Origin of the sequence: Frateuria aurantia DSM 6220, assembly GCF_000242255.2 — a bacterium.
Taxonomy (GTDB): Bacteria; Pseudomonadota; Gammaproteobacteria; order Xanthomonadales; family Rhodanobacteraceae; genus Frateuria; species Frateuria aurantia.
This window is the reverse complement of record NC_017033.1, coordinates 3,198,735-3,222,631: the sequence shown is the minus strand read 5'-3', so window position 1 is coordinate 3,222,631 and position 23,897 is coordinate 3,198,735. Positions and strand designations below refer to the sequence as shown.

General features: G+C 66.4%; 20 protein-coding genes. 13 read left to right on the top strand and 7 right to left on the bottom strand.

Annotated features, from left to right (window positions below):
* Positions 1-199: 199 nt before the first annotated feature.
* The gene (locus FRAAU_RS14690) at positions 200-1,990 is read right to left on the bottom strand and encodes a S53 family peptidase (protein ID WP_014404305.1); all 1,791 of its coding nucleotides are present in this window, start codon (positions 1,988-1,990) and stop codon (positions 200-202) included.
* Between the two features lie 315 nt (positions 1,991-2,305).
* The gene (gene cra, locus FRAAU_RS14685; RefSeq protein WP_014404304.1) at positions 2,306-3,298 is read right to left on the bottom strand and encodes a catabolite repressor/activator; all 993 of its coding nucleotides are present in this window, start codon (positions 3,296-3,298) and stop codon (positions 2,306-2,308) included.
* Between the two features lie 150 nt (positions 3,299-3,448).
* On the opposite strand from cra, the gene ptsP reads away from it, so the two are divergent.
* From ptsP to FRAAU_RS14660, 5 genes are read left to right on the top strand one after another with little or no spacing between them, the layout of a single operon-like run.
* Positions 3,449-6,328, top strand: coding sequence for a phosphoenolpyruvate--protein phosphotransferase (gene ptsP, locus FRAAU_RS14680; protein ID WP_014404303.1), 2,880 nt, complete (start codon positions 3,449-3,451; stop codon positions 6,326-6,328).
* Positions 6,328-7,296 carry a 1-phosphofructokinase family hexose kinase gene (locus tag FRAAU_RS14675; protein WP_014404302.1) on the top strand — a complete coding sequence of 323 codons (969 nt, stop codon included), beginning with the start codon at positions 6,328-6,330 and terminating at the stop codon, positions 7,294-7,296. Before ptsP ends, FRAAU_RS14675 begins: the two co-directional genes overlap by 1 nt.
* A complete protein-coding gene (locus tag FRAAU_RS14670) occupies positions 7,293-9,062 on the top strand; it encodes a PTS fructose-like transporter subunit IIB (RefSeq protein ID WP_014404301.1) in 1,770 nt (589 codons plus the stop codon). Before FRAAU_RS14675 ends, FRAAU_RS14670 begins: the two co-directional genes overlap by 4 nt.
* Positions 9,059-9,745 (top strand): nucleoside/nucleotide kinase family protein, encoded by a 687-nt coding sequence (locus FRAAU_RS14665; protein WP_014404300.1) that lies wholly within the window; start codon positions 9,059-9,061, stop codon positions 9,743-9,745. The genes FRAAU_RS14670 and FRAAU_RS14665 overlap by 4 nt, the downstream gene beginning before the upstream one ends.
* Positions 9,745-11,145, top strand: coding sequence for a sugar porter family MFS transporter (locus tag FRAAU_RS14660; protein WP_014404299.1), 1,401 nt, complete (start codon positions 9,745-9,747; stop codon positions 11,143-11,145). Before FRAAU_RS14665 ends, FRAAU_RS14660 begins: the two co-directional genes overlap by 1 nt.
* Positions 11,146-11,364: 219 nt before the next feature.
* Here FRAAU_RS14660 and FRAAU_RS14655 read toward each other — a convergent pair whose 3' ends face one another.
* A complete protein-coding gene (locus FRAAU_RS14655; protein WP_014404298.1) occupies positions 11,365-12,804 on the bottom strand; it encodes a DNA recombination protein RmuC in 1,440 nt (479 codons plus the stop codon).
* A 203-nt stretch (positions 12,805-13,007) separates the two neighbouring features.
* On the opposite strand from FRAAU_RS14655, the gene alaC reads away from it, so the two are divergent.
* Positions 13,008-14,261: an alanine transaminase gene (gene alaC / locus FRAAU_RS14650; RefSeq protein WP_014404297.1), complete on the top strand. Its 1,254-nt coding sequence runs from the start codon at positions 13,008-13,010 to the stop codon at positions 14,259-14,261.
* Positions 14,262-14,340: 79 nt separating this feature from the next.
* Complete coding sequence (locus FRAAU_RS14645) at positions 14,341-14,901, top strand: NADPH-dependent FMN reductase (protein WP_014404296.1); 561 nt, start codon at positions 14,341-14,343, stop codon at positions 14,899-14,901.
* Positions 14,902-15,008: 107 nt separating this feature from the next.
* On the opposite strand, the gene FRAAU_RS14640 is transcribed toward FRAAU_RS14645, so the two are convergent.
* Positions 15,009-15,305 carry a HigA family addiction module antitoxin gene (locus FRAAU_RS14640; protein ID WP_014404295.1) on the bottom strand — a complete coding sequence of 99 codons (297 nt, stop codon included), beginning with the start codon at positions 15,303-15,305 and terminating at the stop codon, positions 15,009-15,011.
* Between the two features lie 267 nt (positions 15,306-15,572).
* Complete coding sequence (locus FRAAU_RS14635) at positions 15,573-15,992, bottom strand: hypothetical protein (protein ID WP_014404294.1); 420 nt, start codon at positions 15,990-15,992, stop codon at positions 15,573-15,575.
* A gap of 163 nt (positions 15,993-16,155) precedes the next feature.
* On the opposite strand from FRAAU_RS14635, the gene FRAAU_RS14630 reads away from it, so the two are divergent.
* Positions 16,156-17,589, top strand: a complete 1,434-nt coding sequence (locus FRAAU_RS14630; protein WP_014404293.1) for an ATP-binding protein — start codon at positions 16,156-16,158, stop codon at positions 17,587-17,589.
* Positions 17,586-18,287: a response regulator gene (locus FRAAU_RS14625; protein ID WP_014404292.1), complete on the top strand. Its 702-nt coding sequence runs from the start codon at positions 17,586-17,588 to the stop codon at positions 18,285-18,287. Before FRAAU_RS14630 ends, FRAAU_RS14625 begins: the two co-directional genes overlap by 4 nt.
* A gap of 16 nt (positions 18,288-18,303) precedes the next feature.
* Here FRAAU_RS14625 and FRAAU_RS14620 read toward each other — a convergent pair whose 3' ends face one another.
* Positions 18,304-18,750 carry a rhodanese-like domain-containing protein gene (locus FRAAU_RS14620; RefSeq protein ID WP_014404291.1) on the bottom strand — a complete coding sequence of 149 codons (447 nt, stop codon included), beginning with the start codon at positions 18,748-18,750 and terminating at the stop codon, positions 18,304-18,306.
* Positions 18,751-18,832: 82 nt separating this feature from the next.
* Positions 18,833-19,318, bottom strand: coding sequence for a YiiD C-terminal domain-containing protein (locus FRAAU_RS14615; protein ID WP_014404290.1), 486 nt, complete (start codon positions 19,316-19,318; stop codon positions 18,833-18,835).
* A 129-nt stretch (positions 19,319-19,447) separates the two neighbouring features.
* On the opposite strand from FRAAU_RS14615, the gene FRAAU_RS14610 reads away from it, so the two are divergent.
* The 4 genes from FRAAU_RS14610 to FRAAU_RS14595 all read left to right on the top strand — a co-directional run bounded on the left by FRAAU_RS14610 (position 19,448) and on the right by FRAAU_RS14595 (position 23,685).
* The gene (locus FRAAU_RS14610) at positions 19,448-20,206 is read left to right on the top strand and encodes a uroporphyrinogen-III synthase (protein WP_052317924.1); all 759 of its coding nucleotides are present in this window, start codon (positions 19,448-19,450) and stop codon (positions 20,204-20,206) included.
* A gap of 67 nt (positions 20,207-20,273) precedes the next feature.
* Positions 20,274-21,377, top strand: coding sequence for a uroporphyrinogen-III C-methyltransferase (locus FRAAU_RS14605; RefSeq protein WP_014404288.1), 1,104 nt, complete (start codon positions 20,274-20,276; stop codon positions 21,375-21,377).
* Positions 21,374-22,624 carry a heme biosynthesis protein HemY gene (locus FRAAU_RS14600; protein WP_014404287.1) on the top strand — a complete coding sequence of 417 codons (1,251 nt, stop codon included), beginning with the start codon at positions 21,374-21,376 and terminating at the stop codon, positions 22,622-22,624. Before FRAAU_RS14605 ends, FRAAU_RS14600 begins: the two co-directional genes overlap by 4 nt.
* Before the next feature lie 62 nt (positions 22,625-22,686).
* The gene (locus FRAAU_RS14595) at positions 22,687-23,685 is read left to right on the top strand and encodes an LLM class flavin-dependent oxidoreductase (RefSeq protein ID WP_014404286.1); all 999 of its coding nucleotides are present in this window, start codon (positions 22,687-22,689) and stop codon (positions 23,683-23,685) included.
* The last annotated feature ends 212 nt before the right edge of the window (positions 23,686-23,897 follow it).

Sequence of the window (23,897 nt, the reverse complement as noted above, 5' to 3'; positions counted from 1 at the left end):
CGGTCAACTGGTCGCGAGGCATGGCCGAGACCGTCTGGCGGGAAGCGATGGTGCAACTGTCGCGGGCGCCGGGACAGGGCGGGCCTGCTGGAGTCCGCCGAGTCAAGACCCCGGGACCGGGGATGCGGTGCCTGCCTCGAAGCCGGAGGGGACCGGGTGGTGATGGTCCGGGCTCAGGACAGGCCCCGCCTGGCGGCGTTCAGCGCGCGGCTTGTTGCAACAGGCTCTGGATGCCGGCCGTGTCGAAGCTTCCCCAGCCGGTGGGATAATCCCAGCCCGGTCCGGCCTGGTAGCCGTAGCCGTTGTAGCCGTTGTTGCCCGAGACCACGTCGTGCAGCACGGTCGGGTTGGCGCTGGCCAGCGGATACAGCTCGGTGGCGGCGAAGCCGAGGTTGTTGCGGTTGGCCGTTTGCAGCCTGGCCCACAGGCCGGCGAAGATCGGCGCGGCCAGGCTGGTGCCGCCGACATTGATATAGCTGCCGTCGACATAGACCTGGGCACCGCTGGCACCTGAAGCGTCGAAGGAAAAGTCGGGCAGGACCCGCTGACCGGTAGTCAGGCGATTGCCCAGATACCGGGTCTGCCAGGCCGGTGCCGTCTCGTACTTGCTGATGCCACCGCCGGTGGACCACAGCCGGCCGAACCAGTCCACCCCTTCGTTCCAGGTGATTTCGCCGACATAGCCCGTGTTGCCGCTGGTGGCGACCTCGGTGCCGCCGACGGCCAGTACCCAGGGCGAGGTCGCCGGGTCGCTGACGGTATAGGACGCGGGGTCCGTGATGGCCCGGATGTAGCCGCCCTCGGCCTCATAGACTCCCTCGTCGCCGGACGAGATGGAGAAGGTCTGGCCCTGGGCCGCCGCCAGCTTGAAGATCGCATCTTCGCTGGCCTGGCTGCCATCGGCATGGGTCACGGCCTCGTCCAGACCCAGCGAGACATTGACGGCCTTGGCCGAACCGTCGTTGACGGCGGCATTGTAGGCTTTCAGCAGAGCGGCATCCGACAGGTCCTGGGCATTGAAGAACTGCAGGGTCTTCAGCCCGCCACTCACCGCCACGATGGCCTGGCTGTCCAGCGACCACTCGCCGGTCGCATCGCCGTTGTTCGCATAATTTCCGGTCGAGGTCTTGATCACCTGGGTCGTTGGTACCGTCAACTGGTGATCGGCGGCGAAGTGCCTGAGATTGGCCAAGGTGTCGCTGAGGTCATAGGCGGTGATGATCGCCACCGTCGTGTCGGTACCCTTGGGCAGGCCCTCGGCATGGTAGATGCCGGGGAAGTCGGTCAGCTGGTGCGAGAAGGTGCTGCCGGAGGCATCGGGACGGGCGCCGCTGCCGGCCGGTTTGACGACATGATGGAGGGTGTGAGCCTGCACCGCCGTCTGCAGGCCGAGCACGGCCTGTACCGTGCCGGCCAGAGCCTGGGGCACTTCGGCATCCTCGGTGTTGGTGATGACATCCCGCCCCTGGTACTGGAAGTGGTTCAGGCCGGTGTGGAACGCGTTCTCCACGGCCCCGGCCCGACCGCTGGCCTCGATCAGCAGGCGGTTGGGGGCTACCTGGATACGGTTGAAACCAGCCGCCTTGAGGTGGGCGACGACCGCGTCGACCTGGGCCTGGCTTGGGGCGTGGCGGCGGATCAGTTCATCCCGGCCCAGTGCCGGCAGCGGGCGCTGATCAAGGCGCTGGGCCAGCCACTGGTCGAGGCCGGCCTCGTCACGTGGCTTCAGGCTGACCACGACGTCGATGTCGCGGATATCGTCACTGGCGAGCTTGACGGCATGGCTGCTGGCGCTGCGCAACGAGGCCTGCAGCCGGGCCGTGCTTGAACCGGGGCTGGCCGGAGCGCGCAGCAGGGTGGGGACGAAGGCCTTGGTGGCTGTGGGGGCCCAGTCATCGGCGGCGAAGGCCGAATGGGCGGTGAGGCCAAGCAGCAATGGCAGTATCACGCCGAGCGGCCGGCGCAGGAGAGGAGCGATCTTCCTGTTCATGAGCGATGTCCTTTTCAGTGGATGAGCCTCGCCGGGACGAGGCTGCGTCAACGCGGCGCCGGTCCGGCGGGAGCGGCATCCGGGATGGCGCATGGTCGCCTCGGACTGGAAAGACATCCGTCTCGCCAGTCGGGACAGGTGCGTCATGCCGGCGAGGGGATGTCTGGACGTATATCGCGGAATCGGTGGTGATGCAGGGGTGATTTTTCTGTATGGATTGCGTGGCTTTCTTGGATTGGACGTCTGGATGCCCATGATGATCGGTTTCAGGCTTATGCCTGACGGGCTGTCTTGCAAGCCGTTCGCAGGCCGGATTCAGCGCAGACGCAGCTGGCGGGAGACGGTCTGTCGGCCGGGGAAATAGTGCTTGAGGGTGGCGGCGATCGCGCATTCCAGCACCATTTCTGCAATGGCGGCGTGCCGCTGGGGCATCGAGTGCACGGGCAGCGGAATGAAATCAAGCAGGCGGTCATCACCGAAGGTGGCGATGCGCAGCTGTTGCGGCAACCCTTGACCGGTTTCAAGAAAGGCATCGAACAGGCCGGCCAGCAGGGGATAAGAAGCAGTGACGATGGCCTCGGGAAGCGGCGCTTGCAGCAGCTGGCGTCCCAGCAACAGACCGCTTGCACGATCATAGCGCTGGCCGCACAAGCGGAAGCTGCGAACAGGCAGTCCCGCCACGGCGGCGGCAAATCCCTGTCGTCGCTCCAGAGTGATGCCGAGCTGGGGCATGGCATCGAGCCAGGCGAGGCTGGCCGGCAGCGGCGTCAGCAACGAGCGGGTCAATTGCTCGGCGGCGGCCTCGTTGTCGCTGACCACGCAGATGAAGCGTTCCGGATCCATCGGTCGGTCCAGTGCGATCACCGGCAGACCGCTGTCCTGCAGCGGCGCATAGAAGTCGCTGGCATCGGGCAGACTGGTGGCCACGATCAGCGCGGCGCAGCCCTGGGCCCGCAGGCTCAGGGCCAGTTCGCGCTCGGTGGCGGGTTCGTCATCGGAATCGGTGATCAGCAGCTGATAGCCCTGCTGCCGGCTGCCCCGCTCGATCAGTTTGGTCAGTCGCGCGTAACTGGCGTTTTCCAGGTCCGGCACGATCAGGCCCAGGGTCCGGCTTGCGCCGCGGCGCAGGGCCGCCGCCTGGGCATCGATGCGAAAGCCGCTGCGTTCGACCACGGCCATGACGTGGTTGATGGTCTCGTCGCTGATCCGTCGTGCACGGGCCTGACCGTTGATGACATAGCTGGCCGTGGCCCGGGAGACTCCGGCCAGGCGGGCGATGTCGGTCAGTTTCAGGCGTTGGGGCGGCATCTTTTGCAGCGCATCTTGATTCTTTGACGGGAAACTCACAGCATTATCGCATCAAGTGACACGTTTCAGCATCCGGTATGCAGCGATCTGGACCCTGCCACGTCAAACCGGTCGGGTTGAATCCCGGCCAGTAACATTGGAGGCCTGCGGATGCTGGCATTAACGCGTGACGATGTGCGACTGAAGTGCAAGGCGGATGACTGGCAGCAGGCCCTGGCCCTGGCCGGCGCGGCTCTGGTCGAGGCCGGTTTCGCCCGGCCGGGTTATGCCGGGGGCCTGCTGGAGCGCGAACGGCAGGGTTCGACCTGGCTGGGCAGCGGGATCGCGATCCCCCACGGCACGCCGGCCAGTCGCGGAGAGGTGGTGGCGACTGGCGTGCGGGTGCTGCAGTTTCCTGACGGGGTGGCCTGGCATGACGGGCACGTGGTTCATCTGCTGGTGGCGATTGCCGCGCAGTCTGACGAGCATCTCGATATCCTGCGCCAGCTGACCCATGCCCTGGGGCGTGATGGTGCCGAGGCGATGCTGGCCCGGGCCGAAGATGCCGACGCCATCGTGGCGGTGCTCGGTCATGTCGAGACCCCGCCGAAGCTGGATGCGGACACCTTGTGCCTGAATCTGCCGGTCAGGTCGGCGGCCGAACTGGCGCTGGCGGCGGCGGCACGCCTGCAGGGGCTGGGGTGCGTGCAACCGGCTTTTGTCGCCGCGGTCGCCAGCCAGCCGCTGATTCCGCTGGGTCCGGGCCTGGCCCTGGTGCGCTCGGCCCAGGCCGTGGATGTGCCTGCGCTGGCCTTGGCGACGTCGCAGGCGCCGGTCGAGGGCGGACTGTTCGGCGTCTTCTGCCTGGCGGCGCGCGGCGAGGCGCATCGTCCCTTGCTGGAACGGCTGGAACAATTGCTGGCCCGGGGCGCGGTCGCGGGCCTGAAAGGCCTTTCCGCCGATACCACCCTGGCCGTGCTGGCCGGTGAAGACGGCGAGACGCATACCGGACGGGTCCGCCTGCTGAATGCTCATGGCCTGCATGCCCGGCCGGCCAAGCTTCTGGTGCAGACGGCACGTGCGCAGTCGGTTCCCGTGCGTGTCCGCGTGCTGGAAGGCAGCCCGGAGGCGATTTCGGCGGCCAGTCTTACCAAGGTCCTGGGACTGGGTGCCCGGCGCGGCCAGACCTTGGTGTTTTCGGCCCATGGCGAAACGGCCGAAGCGGCCGTGGCGGCGATGCTGGCTGCGGTCCAGGATGGCCTGGGCGAGTCGGTGCAGCCCTTGAATGAGGTGGTGCAACCGCGCGAAGTGCCGGCAGCGCAGACCGAGGCCTTGCCGGCTGCACCGGAACCCGGAGTGGCCATGGCCGCCATCCCGGCGTCCCCCGGCCTGGCCGTGGCGCCGATTTATGTGCTGCGCCATCCTCGTTTTGACTATCCGGAGAAGGCGGCTTCCCCCGACCATGAAATCGGGCGACTGGATCAGTCCCTGGCGCAGGCGGCGCAGCAGCTGGATGTGCTGATCCAGGGTACCCAGGGAGCCAAGGTCGCCAATATCCTGTCGGTGCATATCGAAATGTTGGCCGACCCCGGTCTGCGTGATGCCGCGCTGGAGTCGATTCATGAAGGCGCCTCGGCGGAGGCCGGCTGGTGGCATGCGATTGATACCGCGGCGAGTGCCCAGGAAGCGCTGGCCGATCGCCTGCTTGCCGAGCGGGCCACCGACCTGCGCGATGTGGGCAGGCGGGTGCTGTGTTTGCTGTGCGATACGCCGCTGCCGGAGCCGCCGGATACCCCCTATGTGCTGGTGGCCGAGGATGTGGGGCCATCCGATGTCGCCCGGCTGGACACCTCGCGGGTACGCGCCCTGGTCACCGCCAAGGGCGGGGCGACTGCACACAGCGCGATTCTGGCGCGGGCGCTGGGCATTCCCGCCGTGGTCGGCGCCGGCGAGGCCGTGCTGCAGCTGACGGCCGGCATCGAACTGGCGGTGGACGGCGATGCCGGGCGACTGATTCCGGCCCCGGACCCGGAGACGGTGCGCCGTTTCGAGCGGCGTATCGAGGAGCAGGCCAGGATAGAGCAGGAGGCCTACCAGAACCGGCACGAGCCGGCCTGCACCCGCGACGGGCACCGGGTCGAAGTGGCCGCCAACCTGGGCAATACGGCGCATGCGGTGGATGCGGTCGAACGCGGTGCCGAAGGGGTCGGTCTGCTGCGCACCGAGTTCATTTTCATGGCCCATCCCGACTTTCCCGATCTGAAAACCCAGATCGCCGAGTACGGCGAGGCTTTCGATGCGCTTGCGGGTCGTCCGCTGGTGGCTCGGACCCTGGATGTGGGCGGCGACAAGCCGTTGCCGTACTGGCCGGTTGCGGCCGAGGACAATCCTTTTCTGGGCATGCGCGGCATCCGTCTGGCGCTGAGCCGGCCCGAGGTGCTGGAAACCCAGCTGCGTGCCCTGTTGATGGCGGCCGGTTCGCGTCCCTTGCGCATCATGTTTCCGATGATCAAGGACGTCGAGGAATTCCGGGCCGGCAAACGGGTGTTTGATCGGTTGCAGGCCGAGATCCGGGCACCGGACGTGCAGCTCGGCGTGATGGTGGAAATACCCTCCAGTGCCCTGCTGGCCGCCAGCCTGGCGGCCGAGGTCGATTTCTTTTCGATCGGGACCAATGATCTGACCCAGTACACGCTGGCCATCGATCGCGGCCACGCCAGCCTGTCGGCCCAGTCCGACGCGATCCACCCGGCCGTGTTGCAGCTGATCCGTCTGACGGTGGAGGCGGCGCATGCCCATGGGCGCTGGGTCGGTGTCTGCGGCGAGCTGGGCTCGGACCCGCTGGCCGTACCGGTGCTGGTCGGTCTGGGGGTGGACGAACTGTCCGTGACCGCGCGGCGGATTCCGCAGGTCAAGGCCATGATCCGCCGTCTGGGCATGCCCCAGGCCCGGGAGCTGGCGAGCCTGGCCTTGGCGCAGCCGACGGCGGCTGCCGTGCGGCAGACGCTGGAAACGGCCGTCGCGGCGGCACTGGAACCGGGGCAGGACTGATGGCGAAAATCATTTGCTACACCCTCAATCCGGCCTTCGACCTGGCAGTCACGCTGCCGGCTCTGCGGCCGGGAACCGTGCATCGCGCGCAATCCAGTCGCATGGATCCGGCCGGCAAGGGCATCAATGTCGGGCGCGTGTTGCGGCGGCTTGGACATGCGGTCCGCCTCGGTGGCTTGCTGGGGGAGGACAATGCGGAGCCGTTCGGGCAGTTGTTCCGTCGCGAGCAGATGGAAGACGCCTTCGTGACCGTGGCCGGCAGCACCCGGATCAATGTGAAGCTGGCCGAGGCCGACGGCCGGGTCAGTGACTTGAACGGTCCGGGCCTGACGATCACGGCGGCCGACTGGCAGCGGCTGCTGACCGCGATGCCTGAGCAGCTGGCGGGCATGGACGCGGTGGTGGTCTCCGGCAGCCTGCCTCCGGGGGTGGATGTCGAAGCCTTTGCGCAGTGGCTGGTGGCCTTGCGTGCCAGTGGCCTGCCGATCTGGGTCGATACCAGCGGCCCGGGGATGCAGGCGGTCCGCCAGGCCGGAGTTCATGTCTTGAAGCCCAACGAAGAGGAGCTCGAACAGCTGCTGGGCCGCGCTCTGCCGGATACGCTCGCCTTGCGAGAGGCCGCGGACGAGGTACTGCGGCTGGGCTGGGCCGACCAGGTCATCCTTTCGCTGGGGGCCGAAGGGGCCTGCTGGTGCGACGGAACTTCGTTGTTGCAGGCGCATCCGCCCGAGGTGTCCGTGCAGAACACGGTTTGTGCCGGCGATACCTTGCTGGCGGCGGCATTGCACGGCGAGCTCAGTGGCTGGCCGCGATCGCGCAGCCTGGCTTTCGCGACCGCTCTGGCGGCCGAATGCGTGCGCCATGTCGGTCCCGGCGATCCGGATGCCGCCGATTTCGCTTCATTGCTGGCGCAGGTCCGTCTGGATGCGCCTTCACCCAAGGTTTCTGCCCCGGAGATGCCGGAATGAACGTGATTTTTGCAAGCGCCTGCCCCAGCGGCATGGTGACCAGCTATCTGGCGGCCAGTGTCATCGAGCGGGAGGCGCGCCGGCGTGGCTGGTCGCTGCACAGCGAGATACATGGCCGCATGCGGCCGACGCGGATGGTGAGTACGGCCGAGATCGAAGCGGTCGACTGCATTCTGATCGCCGCCGATGCCGGCGCGGAGCTGGGGGATCTGAGCCGCTTCGTGGGACGCAGGGTGTATCGCGGATCGATTGCCGAGGTGCTGGCCGATCCGGGCGGCTGGCTGGATCGGGCCGAAGTCGAGGCCAGGGTGTGGACGGCCGAGGATGCCAGTACCAGACCGGCGGCAGGCATGGAGACACGGGACGTGCCGCGTATCGTGGCGGTGACGGCCTGCCCCACCGGGGTGGCGCATACCTTTATGGCGGCCGAAGCGTTGGTCACCGCGGCCCGGGCCAAGGGCTGGGAGATCAGGGTCGAGACCCGTGGTTCGGTCGGGGCCCGTGATGAACTGAGTCCGGCCGAGATCGAGGCCGCCGATGTGGTGGTGCTGGCCTGTGATATCGAGGTGGACAGCCAGCGGTTCGCCGGCCGGCGGATCTGGCGGACCTCGACCGGCGCGGCCTTGAAACAGCCTTTGCAGACCTTGAGCGATGCCTTGCAGCAGGCCGAGGTGGAGCAGGCTGGTGGCGGCCAGGCCGGAGCCTCAGCGGTACCGGGCAAGACCAAGTCGCGGGGCGTATACGGCCACCTGCTGACCGGGGTGTCCTTCATGTTGCCGATGGTGGTGGCTGGTGGACTGCTGATCGCCTTGTCCTTCGTGTTCGGGATCAAGGCCTATGAGCAGCACGGTACCCTGGCGGCGGCTTTGATGCAGATCGGCGGCGGCACGGCCTTCAAGTTGATGGTGCCGGTGCTGGCCGGTTATATCGCCTGGTCCATCGCCGACCGTCCGGGTCTCACCCCGGGCATGATCGGCGGCTATCTGGCCGTGACCCTCAATGCGGGTTTCCTGGGCGGCATCGCCGCCGGTTTTCTGGCCGGTTATCTGGCACTGGGCCTTGCCAGGTATCTGAAACTGCCCAGCAGCATGGAGGCCTTGAAGCCGATCCTGATCATTCCGCTGGTGGCCAGTCTGGTTACCGGCCTGGCCATGATCTATGTCATCGGGGGGCCGGTGGCGATGGTGATGGGCGGACTGACCCGCTTCCTGAGCTCGATGAATACCGGCAATGCCGTGCTGCTGGGGCTGGTGCTGGGCGCGATGCAGTGCTTCGACCTGGGCGGGCCGGTGAACAAGGCCGCCTATGCCTTCGGCGTCGCGATGCTGTCGCAGGGCGAGAGCGGCTACGCGCCGATGGCCGCGGTGATGGCGGCCGGCATGGTGCCGCCGCTGGGCATGGGGCTCGCCAGCCTGCTGGCGCCGGGCAAGTTCTCGCTGCAGGATCGCGAGGCCGGCAAGGCCGCGATGGTGCTGGGGCTGTGCTTTATCTCGGAAGGGGCGATTCCTTTCATGGCCAAGGATCCGCTGCGGGTGATTCCCGTCTCGATGGTCGGCGGTGCCGTCACCGGTGCCTTGTCGATGTATTTCGGCTGCAAACTGCTGGCGCCGCATGGAGGCGTGTTCGTGATGCTGATTCCCCATGCCGTGGTGCATGTCGGTCTGTATCTGCTGTCGATCCTGGCGGGTGCGACCTTGATCGGTCTGGGTTATGCGGTGGTCAAGCGCCGGGCGAGCGAAGTGACGCTGGTGGAGGCGACGGCATGAGGTCGGGATCCGGACAGGCAGTGCTGCAGCGGGCTCGTGATCTGCTTGCGACAGGCCAGCGGCGGATCCTGGGCATTGCCGGGCCGCCGGGAGCCGGCAAATCCACGGTGGCCGAGTGGCTGATCAGGGCTCTGCCAGGCCAGGCGGTGCTGGTGCCGATGGATGGTTATCACCTGGCGAATGCCCAGCTGCAGCGCCTGGGCCGGCAAGATCGCAAGGGTGCTCCGGACACGTTTGACGCCGAAGGGTATGTTGCGCTGTTGCAACGATTGCGCGAGCCGAGGCCGGGGGAGACCGTGTATGCTCCCGCTTTCCGGCGGGAGCTGGATGAGCCGGTGGCCGCCGAGGTCGCGGTGCCGGCCGATATTCCGCTGGTGATCACCGAGGGCAATTACCTGCTGCTCGATGATGCGCCATGGAACCGGGTCCGCGATTATCTGGATGACCGCTGGTTTGTGGATGTGGATCCGCAACGGCGGCGGGAACAATTGGTGGCGCGACATATGCGTTTCGGCCGCAGCCGGGCCGAGGCCGAAGCCTGGGCCAGCGGCACGGACGAGCCGAATGCGGTGCGCGTCATGGCCAGTCGGGAGCATGCCCTGTTTCCCTTTGAATGGCCGCAACAGCTGGATGCCGCCGACGGTGGCCCGGCACTGGACAGTGTTTTGCAAGGAGATATTTGATGGGAACAACACAGGCGACTCCGTCCGGGCAGGGTACCGGTTCCAGCCATCGACTGGTGATCTGGACCGCTCTCGTCGCGGCCCTTGGCGGATTGCTGTTCGGTTACGACACCGGCATCATCGGGGTCGCTCTGCTGGGCCTGGGCCGCGAATTCGCCCTGGATGACGGCCTGAAGCAGGTGATCACCAGCGCCATCATCTTCGGCGCACTGGTCGGCTGTCTGGGCACCGGCCCGTTCTCGGATCGACTCGGACGTCGCCGCATGGTGATCGTGGCCGGTATCCTGTTCGCGATCGGTTCCCTGCTGTCGGCTGCGGCGACCGGTGTCGTTGCCCTGGTGCTGGCGCGTTTTATTCTGGGGTTGTCGGCGGGCAGTTCCACCCAGATCATTCCTGTCTATATCGCCGAAGTCGCTCCGCGCGATCATCGCGGCAAGCTGGTGGTGCTGTTCCAGTTCATGGTGGTGTTCGGCATCACTGTGGCCTATTTCACCGGCCTCGCGCTGGGCGACCATTGGCGCTGGATGTTCGGGCTGGGCGTGGTGCCGGCGCTGCTGCTGCTGTCGGGCATGGTGATTCTGCCCGAGAGTCCGCGCTGGCTGGTGGTGCGCGGCCGTCGTGACGAGGCCCGACAGGTGCTGACCCGGGTTCGCGGGAGTGCTGCCGAGGCCGATGCCGAGCTGGGCGAAATCCAGAAAGTCGTCGACAGCGATGACGAGGGCAGCTGGAAGGACTTGTTGCAGCCCTGGATCCGGCCGGCCCTGATTGTCGGTGCCAGCATCTCGATGTTTTCCCAGATCACCGGCAACAACGCGCTGATCTATTATGCGCCGACGATCCTGGTCAAGGCGGGCTTTTCCGAGCATGCCGCGGTGCTGGCGACCGGCTTCAGCACCTTGCTGGTGGTGATCGCGACCATGGTCGGCAGTGTGCTGGTGGACCGGATCGGCCGCCGTCGCTTTCTGTTGTGGATGATTCCAGGCTCGATCGTCGCGCTGGTGGTGATGGGTCTGCTGTTTGGTGCCAACGGCCCCAGCACGCCACTGTCGCAGTGGCTGGTGGTGGCTTGCCTGGCGGCCTATCTGATGCTCAATTGCGGTGGCTTCGGGGTCTGCATCTGGCTGATCAATGCCGAAGTCTATCCGCTGTTCGTCCGTGGCAAGGGCGCCAGCGTGGGGGCCTTCAGCCACTGGATCTTTGATCTGGTAGTGACCCTGACCACGCTGAGTCTGGTCACCTGGCTGGGGGCGGCCCACACCTTCTGGCTGTATGCCGGCATCTCCCTGCTGAGTCTGCTCTTCATCTATTTCCTGGTGCCTGAAACCAAGGGCAAGAGTCTGGAGCAGATCGAGCAGGCCTTGCGCTCGCGGACTTTCTTCCCCTACCAGCAGCGCCGTTGAACGGCGCCGGCCGTGGCCATGCGACCGCCACGGCCGGCAGAGCGCTCCATGCTCCGCGCTGACGCCATAAGCTCAAGCCGTATGTCTGCGGCATGGAGAGCGGCCGGCGTCGCGGGATGAAGCGCTGACCTCGACCCTGCGTATGCGGCAGGGCGGTGGCGGTGGATCGAGGCCTGGGCGTGCGGCCGGTATCGGCCCTGAGCCCAGATCCGCTCTGGCTCAAGTCTGCGGAGCCGCAGGTGCCGATGTTTCCGGCGGCTCGTCATCGCCGATATCATCCAGTGACAGGCCGCCCAGCCAATGCTGTGCCTGCTCGCTGCCCATCGACTCGACGCTGCGCAGGCGGCGCTCGATGGTGCGGGTCTTCTTGCCGGCGTCGCCGATGCTGCGACTGACCGTGTTGAGCTGCTTCTCGGCCTTTTCCAGAATGCTGGCGAACTTGTGGAACTCGGTCTTCACCGCGCCCAGCAGCTGCCAGACCTCGCTGCTGCGCTTTTCAATGGCCAGGGTCCGGAAACCCATCTGCAGACTGTTGAGCAGGGCCGTCAGGGTGCTGGGCCCGGCGATACTGATCCGTTGTTCGCGCTGCAGCCATTCGCTGAGGCCGGGGCGGCGGATGACTTCGGCATAGAGGCCTTCGGTGGGCAGGAACAGCAGGCCGAAATCGGTGGTATGCGGCGGCGCGATGTATTTGCCATGGATCCGTTTCGCCTCTTCGCGGACCCGCAGCTCCAGGCGCCTGCCGGCCTCGGCGGCAGCCTCGGCATCCGCCGCTTCCTGGGCATCCAGCAGACGCTGATAGTCTTCCAGCGGAAACTTGGCATCAATGGGCAGCCATACCGGTTGTCGTTCATCGCTGCCGGGCAGCCGGATCGCGAACTCGACCCGCTCGCTGGATCCCGGCACGGTGGCGACATTGGCGGCATATTGCTCGGGCACCAGGATCTGCTCCAGCAAGGCGGCCAGCTGTACTTCGCCGAAAATGCCACGGGTCTTCACATTGCTCAGCACCCGCTTCAGGTCACCGACACCGGTGGCCAGCTGCTGCATTTCACCCAGTCCGCGCTGGACCGCCTCCAGTCGGTCCGATACCAGCTGGAAGGACTGGCCCAGACGGGTTTCCAGGGTACTTTGCAGTTTTTCATCCACGGTGACCCGCATTTGTTCCAGCCGGGCTGCGTTGTCGTTCTGCAGCCGGGTCAGCTGCTGCTCCAGGGTCTGGCGCACCTCGTGCAGGCGCTGCTGCTGCTGCTCCCCCAGGCGGGCCAGGGCCTGCCCGGCTTCATGGCGATTCTTGCGGGCCGTTTCCTCCTGCCGTTCGGCCAGAGCCTGCAGGCTTTCGTCGACTCGCCGGGTCAGCTGCTCCAGGCGCAGGCCGAAGACCTCGCTGTGGCGCTGCTGGGCGGCACCGGCGGTGGCCAGTTGCTCGACCAGCGGCTGGCGAAAGGCATGCAGGACCTCGGCCAGCTCGCTGCGCCCGGCCCTCAGCTCGGTGGCCAGCGCATCGCGCAGGTGACGCTGATCCGAGGCCAGGTTGTCGAGTCGGGCCAGCACGGCGTCGTCGGCACCGTATTCGTTCCGCTTCAGCATCAGCCACAAGGCCAGGCCGGTGGCGAGCAGGGCCACCGCCGCCAGCAGGGTGACAACCAGGATATTCATGCAATGACCTTGTGAGGAAAACCGGCGAGCAGTGTAACGGCGTGCTGTCTCGTCAGGTGAGACGATGCCCGCATGCCGCGGATGGATGGCTGATTCCGCCACTGGACAGCCGCCCGGACCTGCGGCTACTGTCGGGTCAGGGGCGGCCACTGCCGGCCCGCGTCGCTCGGACGGTTCCGGGCGCTTACGTCGAGATCGAATCCATGAGCGAACAGCCTGTCGCACGCCGTTTCCAGCGCATCGAGCGCCTGCCTCCCTATGTCTTCAATATCACGGCCGAGCTGAAACTGGCGGCCCGCCGCCGCGGCGAGGACATCATCGACTTCAGCATGGGCAACCCCGACGGCGCGACGCCGGAACATATCGTCGAGAAGCTGGTGACGGTCGCGCAGCGGCCGGATACCCACGGCTACTCGACCTCCAAGGGGATTCCGCGTCTGCGACGAGCCATTTCGCGCTGGTATCGCGAGCGCTACGCGGTCGATATCGACCCGGAATCCGAAGCCATCGTCACCATCGGCTCGAAGGAAGGCCTGGCGCATCTGATGCTGGCGACGCTGGATCGTGGCGATACCGTGCTGGTGCCCAATCCCAGTTATCCCATCCATATCTACGGGGCGGTGATCGCCGGAGCCCAGATCCGTTCGATTCCGATGGCGCCGGGCATCGACTTCTTCGCCGAGCTGGAGCGCGGCATCCGCGAAAGCATTCCCAAGCCCAAAATGATGATACTGGGCTTCCCCTCCAACCCCACGGCACAGTGCGTGGAGCTGGATTTTTTCGAGCGGGTGGTAGCTCTGGCCAAACAGTACGATGTGCTGGTGGTGCACGATCTGGCCTATGCCGACATCACCTTCGACGGCTGGAAGGCCCCGTCCATCATGCAGGTCGAAGGCGCCAAGGACATCGCGGTGGAATTCTTCACCCTGTCCAAGAGCTACAACATGGCCGGCTGGCGGATCGGTTTCATGGTCGGCAATGCCGAGCTGGTCAATGCCCTGGCACGCATCAAGAGCTATCACGACTACGGTACGTTCACCCCCTTGCAGGTGGCTGCGATCGCAGCCCTGGAAGGCGACCAGCAATGTGTGCGTGATATCGCCAGCCAATATCAGCTGCGTCGCGACGTGCTGGTCAAAGGCCTGCATGAAGCCGGCTGGATGGTCGATATTCCACGTGCCTCGATGTACGTATGGGCGCGGATTCCTGAATTCTATGCCCATCTGGGGTCATTGGAATTTTCCAAGCGGCTGTTGGCCGAGGCCAAGGTCTCGGTATCCCCGGGCATCGGCTTCGGCGACTATGGCGATGATTTCGTGCGCTTCGCCCTGATCGAGAATCCAGACCGCATCCGCCAGGCGATCCGCGGTATCAAGGCCATGTTCCGGCATGACGGGGTCCGGCCGGGGGCCAGACTGCCGGAACAGCCGGCGGCCGATCGCCTGGTCACGGGCTGAGCAGAGCCTGCCGGCGGTTGTCCGGGACCAGAGTCTGTGTCCAGAATGGCGGCCCATCCTGCCCAAGGACTATTGCCTCATGACGACACCCCGCCCCCTGCATTTCGTGATCCTGCTTGGCAGCCTGCGCAAGGCCTCGGTCAATGCCGCCATCGCGCGGGCCTTGCCGGAGCTGGCACCGGAAGGAGTCAGCATCGAGCTGCTGGGTTCGATCGGCGAGTTCCCGCATTACGATGCGGATCTGCAGGAGCAAGGGTTTCCGCCGGAGGTGCTGGCGATGGCCGAAAAGGTCCGGCAGGCTGACGGCGTCGTCATCGTTACCCCGGAATACAATTATTCGGTGCCCGGTGTGTTGAAAAACGCCATCGACTGGTTGTCGCGGGTCAGTCCGCCACCGTTCGCGGGCAAGCCGGTGGCGATCCAGACGGCCTCGCCGGGACAGATCGGTGGTGCCCGCGCGCAATATCACCTGCGGCAGTCGCTGGTGTTCCTGGATGCGCGGGTGCTGAACAAGCCCGAGATCATGGTGTCCGCGGCCTATGCCAAGGTCGATCCCGGAACGTTGCTGCTGACCGATGCATCGACCCGCGACCACCTGGCCGGGCAATTGGCGGCGCTGGCGAGCCAGATCCGCGGTTGAGCTCTGCTCCCGAAGTCGTCGGCAACAGGGGGGGGCGGGCGACATGCAGTCACGGGATGACGCAGCGAGGGCCTGCAGCCCCTGATACGCCATCCCGTTGCCGGGGGTCAGCTGGTCAGCCGCTCGATCTTGGAGAGCTGGCGGCCGATGGTCCGCTGGGCTTCATCCAGGTCATATTCCGCCTGCAGCGACAGCCAGTAATGACCGGTGGTGCCCAGGGCGGCACCCAGCCTGATCGCGCTGTCGGCGGTGATTCGGCGCTTGCCCAGCACGATTTCGTTGATGCGGTGGGGAGTGACCCCGGCGGCGCGGGCCAAGGCATTCTGGCTGATTCCCAGCGGGGACAGGAACTGGTCCAGCAGGACCTTGCCGGGGTGCGGATGGGTCGTACGGCGTTTGGACATCGCAGTGCTCTCTGGTCAGGACGGATCCGGCTGATGCCGGACCGGGAGTACGCCATGCGCTCGCCGGACAAGGATACCGGGGAGCCGCCATGGCGGGTTCCCCCCTATCGTGTCTCGACGCATGTGCATATTTTGACTACGCCGCTGCCATATTCGTTCGCAGGTGTCGAAATTTCGTTCAGGTTGACCTTGCCCGCGAGCCTGAATCCGCAAGAAGAGGCTGGCAAGGGGGCATGTTCCGGCAGAACCTGCCCCCGTCGTGATGGTTCAGCCGGCACTGCCGGCGGTCGCGGGGCCCTGCCGGCCATCATGCGCATGGTGACCATGATGGCCATGCGGTCCATGCGGATGCTCGATCTGGCGCAACTGCCTGAACTGCTCGGGCGTCAGCAGCTGCTTGAGCTGGTCGTGATTGGCCTTGGCGGCCTGACGGAACTGGGTCCACGCCGCCTGGCGCTGCTCAAGCAGTTGCTGGACCTGGGAGGCCTTGCTGCCGCTGAGGCCCAGCTGGCTGACCACCGTGGCGGGCGTCGGCGGCGGCGTGTGCTGACGGGGGCTTCCGGCTTGGCTGACCTGGGTGGCGGCCGGGCTGGTCTGGGCCATGGCGAGGGGAAGCGTGAGCATCCCTGCCGAGGTGGTCAGGGCCAGCAAGGCGGCAAAACGGATGGAGGCGGATTTGAGGGTCATGCGTTGGTTTCCTTGACCTGAGGGAATCGGAGGATTCCGGTGTGCCCATGTTGCCTCCGGAATTCGCAGGCAGCGTGGAGGAAATGTGCAGAAACGTCGTCTTGTGGCCTCGTTCATCTGCGGTTGAAAATGACGGCTTTCGAGACAGCCGGAGTGCAGGCCTTTGAGGATTGCCCAGAAAGTCTTTGTGCTGCTGGCGGCTACCACGGTACTGGCCTTGTTTGCCTTCAGTCTGGGGGCGGCCCTGAATCTGAGGCGGGGGCTGCTGGCCTACATCAATCTGCGGCAAGTCGAGCAGGTCGACATGCTGCGGGACGGCCTGGCCACTTATTGGAGCGATCACCGCAGTTTCGAGCCGCTGGCGCAGCCGGCGGCCTGGCGTCAATGGCTGCGTCTGGCCGGGCGTCCAGAGGCGCGCGGCGATGCCGGCGACGAGGTTGCGGTCAGTCCGCAGGGGCATCATGCCGCGCATCGTGAAGCACATGGTGCATTGCGCTGGTCATGGATTGCCAGGGTCGGTCTGTGGTCGGCTTCGGGCCAGCGGCGGATGGCCGGCCCCTTGCCGCTGGCCGATGCCCGTCGCGAGCCGATCACGGTCGATGACGTCGTGGTGGGCTGGCTGGTGTATTCGCCGCAGCATGAGATCGATGCCCCGCATGATCTGGATTTCCTGCATGCCCAATGGCGGGAGATGATCTGGACTCTGGTATGGGTGCTGCTGCTGGCCTTGCCGCTGTCCTATGCTTTCACCCGTCATCTGGTGCGACCGTTGGCGGCCTTGACCGGAATCAGTGCCAGGCTGGCGGCGGGGGATTACAGCGCACGCAGCGGTCTGCAGCGTGGTGACGAGATCGGCGAGCTGATCAGGCATGTGGATGCGCTGGCCGAGGCCCTGCAGCGCCATGAGGCCATCCGCCGGCGCTGGGTCGCCGATATCGCCCATGAGCTGCGCACGCCGCTGACGGTGCTGCGGGGCGAGCTTGAAGCGATCCAGGATGGCTTGCACCGGCCCGATGCGCGGGTGCTGGCGATCCTGCTCGACGAGGTCGGGCGTCTGGATGCCTTGGTCAGTGATCTGCATGAGCTCACCCTGGCTGAACTGCAAGCCTTCAGTTACCGGCGCGAACCGGTCGAGCTGGGTGCTCTGGCGGCACTGGCCTGGGAGCGGTTCCAGCCGCTGGCCGCCGAGCAGGGCCTGCAACTGGTCCTGCTGCCGGCGGGCGGTCCGCTGTGGGTCGAAGGGGATCCGGCCAGACTGGGCCAGCTGCTGGACAATCTGTTCAGCAACAGCCTGCGTTATACCGATCGTGGCGGCCGGGTCGAGCTGGCGCTGTCCGGGGCGGTGGATGGCATGATGTTGATGGTCAGTGACAGTGCGCCGGGAGTCACCATGGATGATAGATCACGCTTGTTCGAGCCCTTGTTCCGGGTCGAATCTTCACGCAACCGGGCGGCAGGGGGCAGCGGCCTGGGTCTGGCGATCGCCCGCGGCATCGCTGAGGCCCATCACGGGCAATTGTGGGCCGAGGCCTCGCCGCTGGGCGGCTTGCGGGTGATCCTGCATTTGCCGGCGGGTCATGCGGAGCCCAACGCATGAGTGCAGCAAGGATGCTTGTCATCGAGGATGAGCCGAGGATTGCCGAGCTGCTGGCGGAATATCTGCGGGCCGAGGGCTATCTGGTCCGCGTCGCCGGTGATGGCGAGAGCGGGCTGCAATGGGCGCGCCAGGAACGGCCGGACGTGGTTCTGCTGGACCTGATGCTGCCCGGGATCGACGGCCTGGAAGTCTGTCGGCAGCTGCGTCAGGACGATGCGCGGTTGGGCCTGATCATGCTGACGGCACGGGTCCAGGAAATCGACCGCTTGCTGGGTCTGGGTCTGGGGGCCGACGATTACATCTGCAAGCCGTTCAGCCCGCGCGAGGTGGTCGCCAGGGTCAAGGCCCTGTTGCGGCGCAGTCAGGCACAGTCCGTCGCCGTGCCGCCGATGCGGACGGCGCCGTTCGTGATCGACGATGCGGCCCAGCGGATCGCCCTCGATGGACAGACCCTGGCGCTGACCTTGTCCGAGTTCAGGCTGTTGCGCGAACTGCTGACGCATCCCGGACGGGTCCACAGTCGTGATCGGCTGCTGGATGCGATGCACGAAGACCTGCGTGAGGTCGGCGATCGCGCGGTGGACAGCCATGTCCGCAATCTGCGACGCAAGATCGAGGACGTGCGCCCCGGCATGGCCTGCATCCACGCGGTATACGGTTCAGGCTATCGCTATGAGTGGCCGCCGCGCCAGCCGTGATCCGACGCGGATCGACTCAGTTGCGGCCCTTGGCCAGCGGAAGCTGGGCCTGCTGCCATGACAGCAGGCCGCCGTCGAGCACATAGACCTGGCTGAAGCCGGCCTTGACCAGCCTCACGGCGGCCTTGGCCGAGGCTCCGCGGCCATCCTTGTCCATCAGTACCACAGGCAGTTCGCGCGCCTTGGCCAGATCCTTGTGTTCGGGATCAAACTGACTCATCGCCACATGCCTGGCCCCCGGGACATGGGCCTTGGTGAAGTCGTCAATGGCCGAAAGGTCGATCAGCAAGGGCGTCTGGCGATTGATCAGCTGGGTCAGCCCGGCTGGTGTCAGTTCCTTGTACTTGCGCAGCAGACGGGCGATTTCATTGCCCAGGATGCCGAACAGCAGCAGGACAAACAGCCCGACCAGTGCCATGTGGTCATGGGTGAAGACGGGCAGTTTTTGCAGAAAATCGTTCATGGCGTGTTCGCAGCTCGCGGCCGGGCCGCAGGGGGTGAACCGGCGATTATCCGGGACACGGACGCCGCTGCAAAGGGGCCGCTCAGGCCGTGGCGGCCTGCCCGGGCGCCAGCAGGGCGTAGCGGGCCTGCATCGAGGCGGCAATCCTGCCGTCAGGCAGGAGGATCTCGGCCTGCAGGTGGATACGGCCACGGCCGCGCTGGCGCAGGGCGCGCAAGGCACGGTCCCAGCTGGCATCCTCGGCCAGTCGCGCGCAGGCCACGCAGTCGCTCCATACCGGCAGCAGATAGCGCAGCGTGGACTCGGCCACGAAGACTTCGCCCTGCAGCCCGGCTTCGACCAGGGCCAGGGTCGCCAGACTCCAGCCGGCCAGGGTCAGAGCGCTGGCCAGGCTGCCGCCGAAGGCGCAGCCCTTGTCATTGCGATTGGGTTGCAGCGGCAGCTTCAGACTGAGGCTGCGGACATCATAGGCCTGCAGTTCCAGGGCCATGGCGGCCGTCAATGGAATGGAGCGATGCAGCAGGTCGGTCAGGCCCTCGGCGCCCGATACGGATGGGGGTGTCATCATGGCGTGGCAGTCTGCCCGTCGACCTGCGCGCTGGCAAGCGACGGCACGGACGCTACACTGCCAGCGGCGTGGAATGTCGGGAGCCGGGATGTGATGCACTGCCAACGAGGGGAGTCGGATGCTGCCGCAATGGCGGGCTGGACCGTGGTCCTGACCCGGCCGGTCGGCAAGGCGGCCGGATGGCGTCGCTCGTTCCAGGCGGCCGGCGCCGAGGTCAGGCTGCTGCCGGGCCTGGCGATCCGTCCTGTCCCCGTGCCGGCACAGCTTGTGGCGCAGTGGCGGGCTTCGGTCGAGGATGTGATCTGGATCTTCACCAGCCCGGTGGCGGTCGAGCAGGTCTGGGCCCAGAACAGGGCCTGGCCCAAGGGTCGGCTGATGGCGGTGGGGCAGGCCACGGCAGCGCGTTTGCAGGCGCTGGGCAGCGGCCCGGTGACCGCTCCTGCAGGGCGGCAGGACAGTGAAGGCCTGCTGGCACTGCCAGACTTGCAGCAGCTGGAGGGGCGTCGCATCCGGTTGGTGACCGGTGTCGGCGGACGCGGCTTGTTGCAGACCGAACTGCGCCGGCGTGGCGCCGAGGTCCGCGAGCTGGAGGTCTATGCGCGGGTGGCGCCGCGACTGGACCGACGTCACTTCGAGGGGGTGCGCACTTTGCCGCATCGCTCGATCCTGCTAATTTCCAGTGCCGAGGCCATGCAGCATCTGCAGGCCGGATTGCCGTCCCCCTTGTGGCAGCGCCTGTTGGCTTGTCCGCTGGTCGTCAGCAGTTCCCGTCTGGAGCGACTGGCCGAGGCGGCAGGATTCCGGATTCGCTGCTGTGCCCGTTCGGCCTTGCTGCCGGCCATGCTGGCGGCGAGCGAACAGATCGCCCTGAGAAAAGGATGCTTATGACGAACACGGTGATGGACATGCTGGCCTGCGCAAGGCTTCCCGACCTCGGACTGCTAGGATGGCGGTCATGAACCCAGAATCCGTGTCTCCGCCGTCTTCTTCAGCAGCCTCCTCGCGCGCCGGTCGCGGTCTGGCCTGGTTCGCCCTGTGGCTGGCCGTGCTTGCCATCGCCGGCATGGTCTGGCTTGGCTGGCAGCAACGCCAGACCCAGCTCAGCGACTTCAGCCAGGGGGATCGTCTGCAGCGCCGGGTCGACGCGCTTGGCCAGCAGCTGGAACAGCTGCGTGGTACAGGTGCCGATGTCGCCGACAAGATCAGCGCTCTGAGCCAGCGCGATGAAGGCACGGCTGATCAGGTCCAGGGCATGGATCAGCGGATGCGCACGCTGGAAAGCGCGGTGGCCCGCCTGTCCGAGAAAACCTTGTCGGTGCACGACAGCATGGTGCTGGACCAGGTCGAGGCACTGCTGGTCACCGCCCGGCAGCGTGCCGAGCTGTTCCATGACCTGACCGGGGCGCTCAGTGCATATCGACTGGCCGGGGAGGCCCTGGCGGGACTTGGTCAGCCGCAGCTGGAAGGGGTGCGGACCCTGTTGTTGCAGGAAGAAAGCGAACTGGTGAAAAGCCAGCCGCAGGCCATGCAGGAGGCTCTGACGAGTCTGGCCGAGCTGCGTCGGGTCATTCCAGAACTGGCACTGAAACCGGTCCAGGCGCCGGTGGTGACCGGTCATGGTGTCTGGGCCAGGATCTGGTCGGCGCTCAGCCACGTGGTATCGATCCGGCGTGACGTCGATCAGCCCGGTCTGGAGCAGGATACGGTACTGGTACGGCAATTGGCCGAACTGGATGTGGTCGAAGCCCAGGCAGCCTTGCTGGCCGACGATGCGGCGGGCTACCAGCAGGCGCTGCAGCGCCTGAGTCATGCGCTGGCCGGGCAGTTTGATCCGGCGCAGGGGGAAGTCAGTCATGCCCGGGCCAGTGTCGAGCTGCTGCTGAAACGCGGCAACAGCGCCGTGGCCGCGCCCGAACTGGGTGGCGCGCTGGCGGCGCTGCGTGATCTCAGGCGGGTCCAGACCGCGGCCGCCCCGCCTGCGGCCGGCAGCGAAGTCCCTGCCACGGCAGCGTCGGCGACAGCTCCGGCCCCGGCCAGCAGCACGGGCCGGCAGCCATGAGGCTGTGGCGATGGATTCTGGTCTGGCTGGTGGTGGCCGTGCTGGCGGCTTTTGCCTGGCACCTGCTGGCGGCGGATCCCGGCCGGGTCGTGATCAGCATCCGCGGCTGGCGGCTGGAGACCACGGTGCCGGCCGCGGTGGCCTTGCTGCTGCTGTTGCTGCTGTTGCTCAATGCGGCCTGGCGCCTGCTGCGCTGGCCTTTCGGCGTGTTTTCGCGACGGCAGCAGCGCAAGAGTCAGCAACGGCTGGGGCAGGGCCTGGTCGCCTTGGCCGAAGGCCGGCATGGCGATGCCGAGCGTGAACTGCAGCGGGCGGCCCGGCTGCCGGCGTTGCAGGGCCCGGCGATGTTGACGGCGGCCGATGCAGCGATCCGGCGCGGGGAATCTGCGCGCGCGCATGATGCGCTGGATCAGGCCGGGCAGAGCGCACCCTTGGCTGCACGAGTGGTTCGTGCCAAGTTGCTGCGCACCGAGAACCGGGCGACCGAAGCGCTGGCCCTGCTGTCCAGCGAAGCCGACAGCCGGCGACTTCCGCCGGGGGGCTGGCACGAACTGGTGCTCGCTGCACTCGAGGCGGGCGATCCCCAGAGGGCGCTGGACGCCTTGGAGCCGCTGCAGAAAAGCGGGGCCATGAATTCAAGAGCGTTTGCGGCCTTGGAAGCACGGGTGGTGCAGGCGGTGTTGCAGGTGTCACCTGACAGCGAGCACCTGGCCGGCACCTGGTCGCGCCTGCCCAAGACCTTGCGGCGGATTCCGCTGGCCATTGACGCCTATGTCCGCCGTGCGGCGGAACTCGGCGCCAGTCTGGCGGCACTGGATGAACTGGAGTCGGCCTTGCGAAGGGACTGGAACCCCTTGCTGCTGGATACCTACGGAGTGCTGGCGGTGGATCCGGAGCTGCGGCTCAAGCATGCCCAGGCCTGGCTGGCAGCCAATCCCGATGATCCCGTGCTGCTGCTGGCCCTGGGCCGGATCGCCGTGGTACTGGGCCAGTGGGAGCTGGCACGCGGCTATCTGGCGCGATCCTTGCAGCTGTCCCCGAGCGCGGCGGCCTGGGAAGTGCTGGGAGATGCCTTGCTGGGCCTGCAGCGCACCGAGGAAGCACGGAACTGCTATCGCAATGCCCTTGCCTTCGGTCGCGGGGGCCGGGTCTGGCCGGTGCGCGATGTCATCGAGGCCGAGCAGGATGATCTGGGCGAGCCGGTACCCGAGCAGCGCGACCCGCTGGGGATTCCCCGGGTCCCTTGATCACGTGGCTTGATGCTCCCATCTAGGTTGGACCGATATCGACCTGGATGGGAGTCACCGCGATGCGCTATTCCTTGCTTGATCTTGCCCCGATTGCCGAAGGCAAGACCGCGGCTGACGCATTCCGGCATTCTCTGGATCTGGCCCGGCATGCCGAGTCACTGGGTTATCACCGGTTCTGGCTGGCCGAGCATCATGGCATGCCCGGCATCGCCAGCGCGGCGACGGCGGTGGTGATCGCCCATGTCGCCGGCGGTACGCAGCGGATCCGCGTCGGTTCGGGCGGCGTGATGCTGCCCAACCATGCGCCGCTGGTGATTGCCGAGCAGTTCGGTACTCTGGAATCCCTGTTTCCCGGCCGTATCGATCTGGGTCTGGGCCGTGCCCCGGGCACCGATCAGGCTACCGCCCATGCGCTGCGCCGCGATCTGCAATCCAGTGCGGAGCAGTTTCCACGCGATGTCCAGGAGCTGCAGCACTATTTCGGCCCCCTGCGGCCTGGCCAGCACGTGAAGGCCGTACCCGGGCTGGGCCTGGGTGTGCCGATCTGGCTGTTGGGCTCGAGTACCTACAGTGCCCAGCTTGCAGCGGAGCTGGGCCTGCCTTTCGCCTTTGCCTCGCATTTCGCCCCCGGCCTGCTGGACGATGCCCTGGCGATCTACCGTCGTTATTTCCAGCCTTCGGAACAATGTGCCGCGCCGTATGCGATGGCGGCGATGAATGTGTTCGGCGCCGAGACCGACGAAGCCGGTGCCGTTCTGATGAGCTCGGCCCAGCAACAGTTTCTTGCCTTGCGGCGTGGCCATCCTGGTCCGCTGCCACCACCCGTGGCCAGCATGGCCGGACGCTGGTCCGAGGCCGAACGACTGGGCGTGGAGCAGGCGCTGGCCTGTTCGGCCGTCGGCAGTTCGGCCAGTGTCGAGCGTGCCATAGCGGCTTTTGTCGAGCGTACCGGCGTGGACGAGATCATGTTCGCCGGCCAGATCCATGATCATCAGGCACGGCTGCAGTCTTTCGAAATGGCTGCCCAGGCGATGCGTCGACTGGGGTTGGCCATCTAGTTGTCTTGGCGAGTGTCGATATCCGCCGGCCGTGGCGAAGGGATTGGCCATGTGCACAAGCGGCCATGACGCGATCCACGACGCAATGCCTTGCGGACAGCGTCAGGAGGCAGGTCGTCTCGAACCCGGACCCGGTACGCGACTGATATCGGAGTGACATCGGCCATCCCGGGGAAGGCGCTGAAAGGCAGGGGAAACCGCGGGTTGCGCAG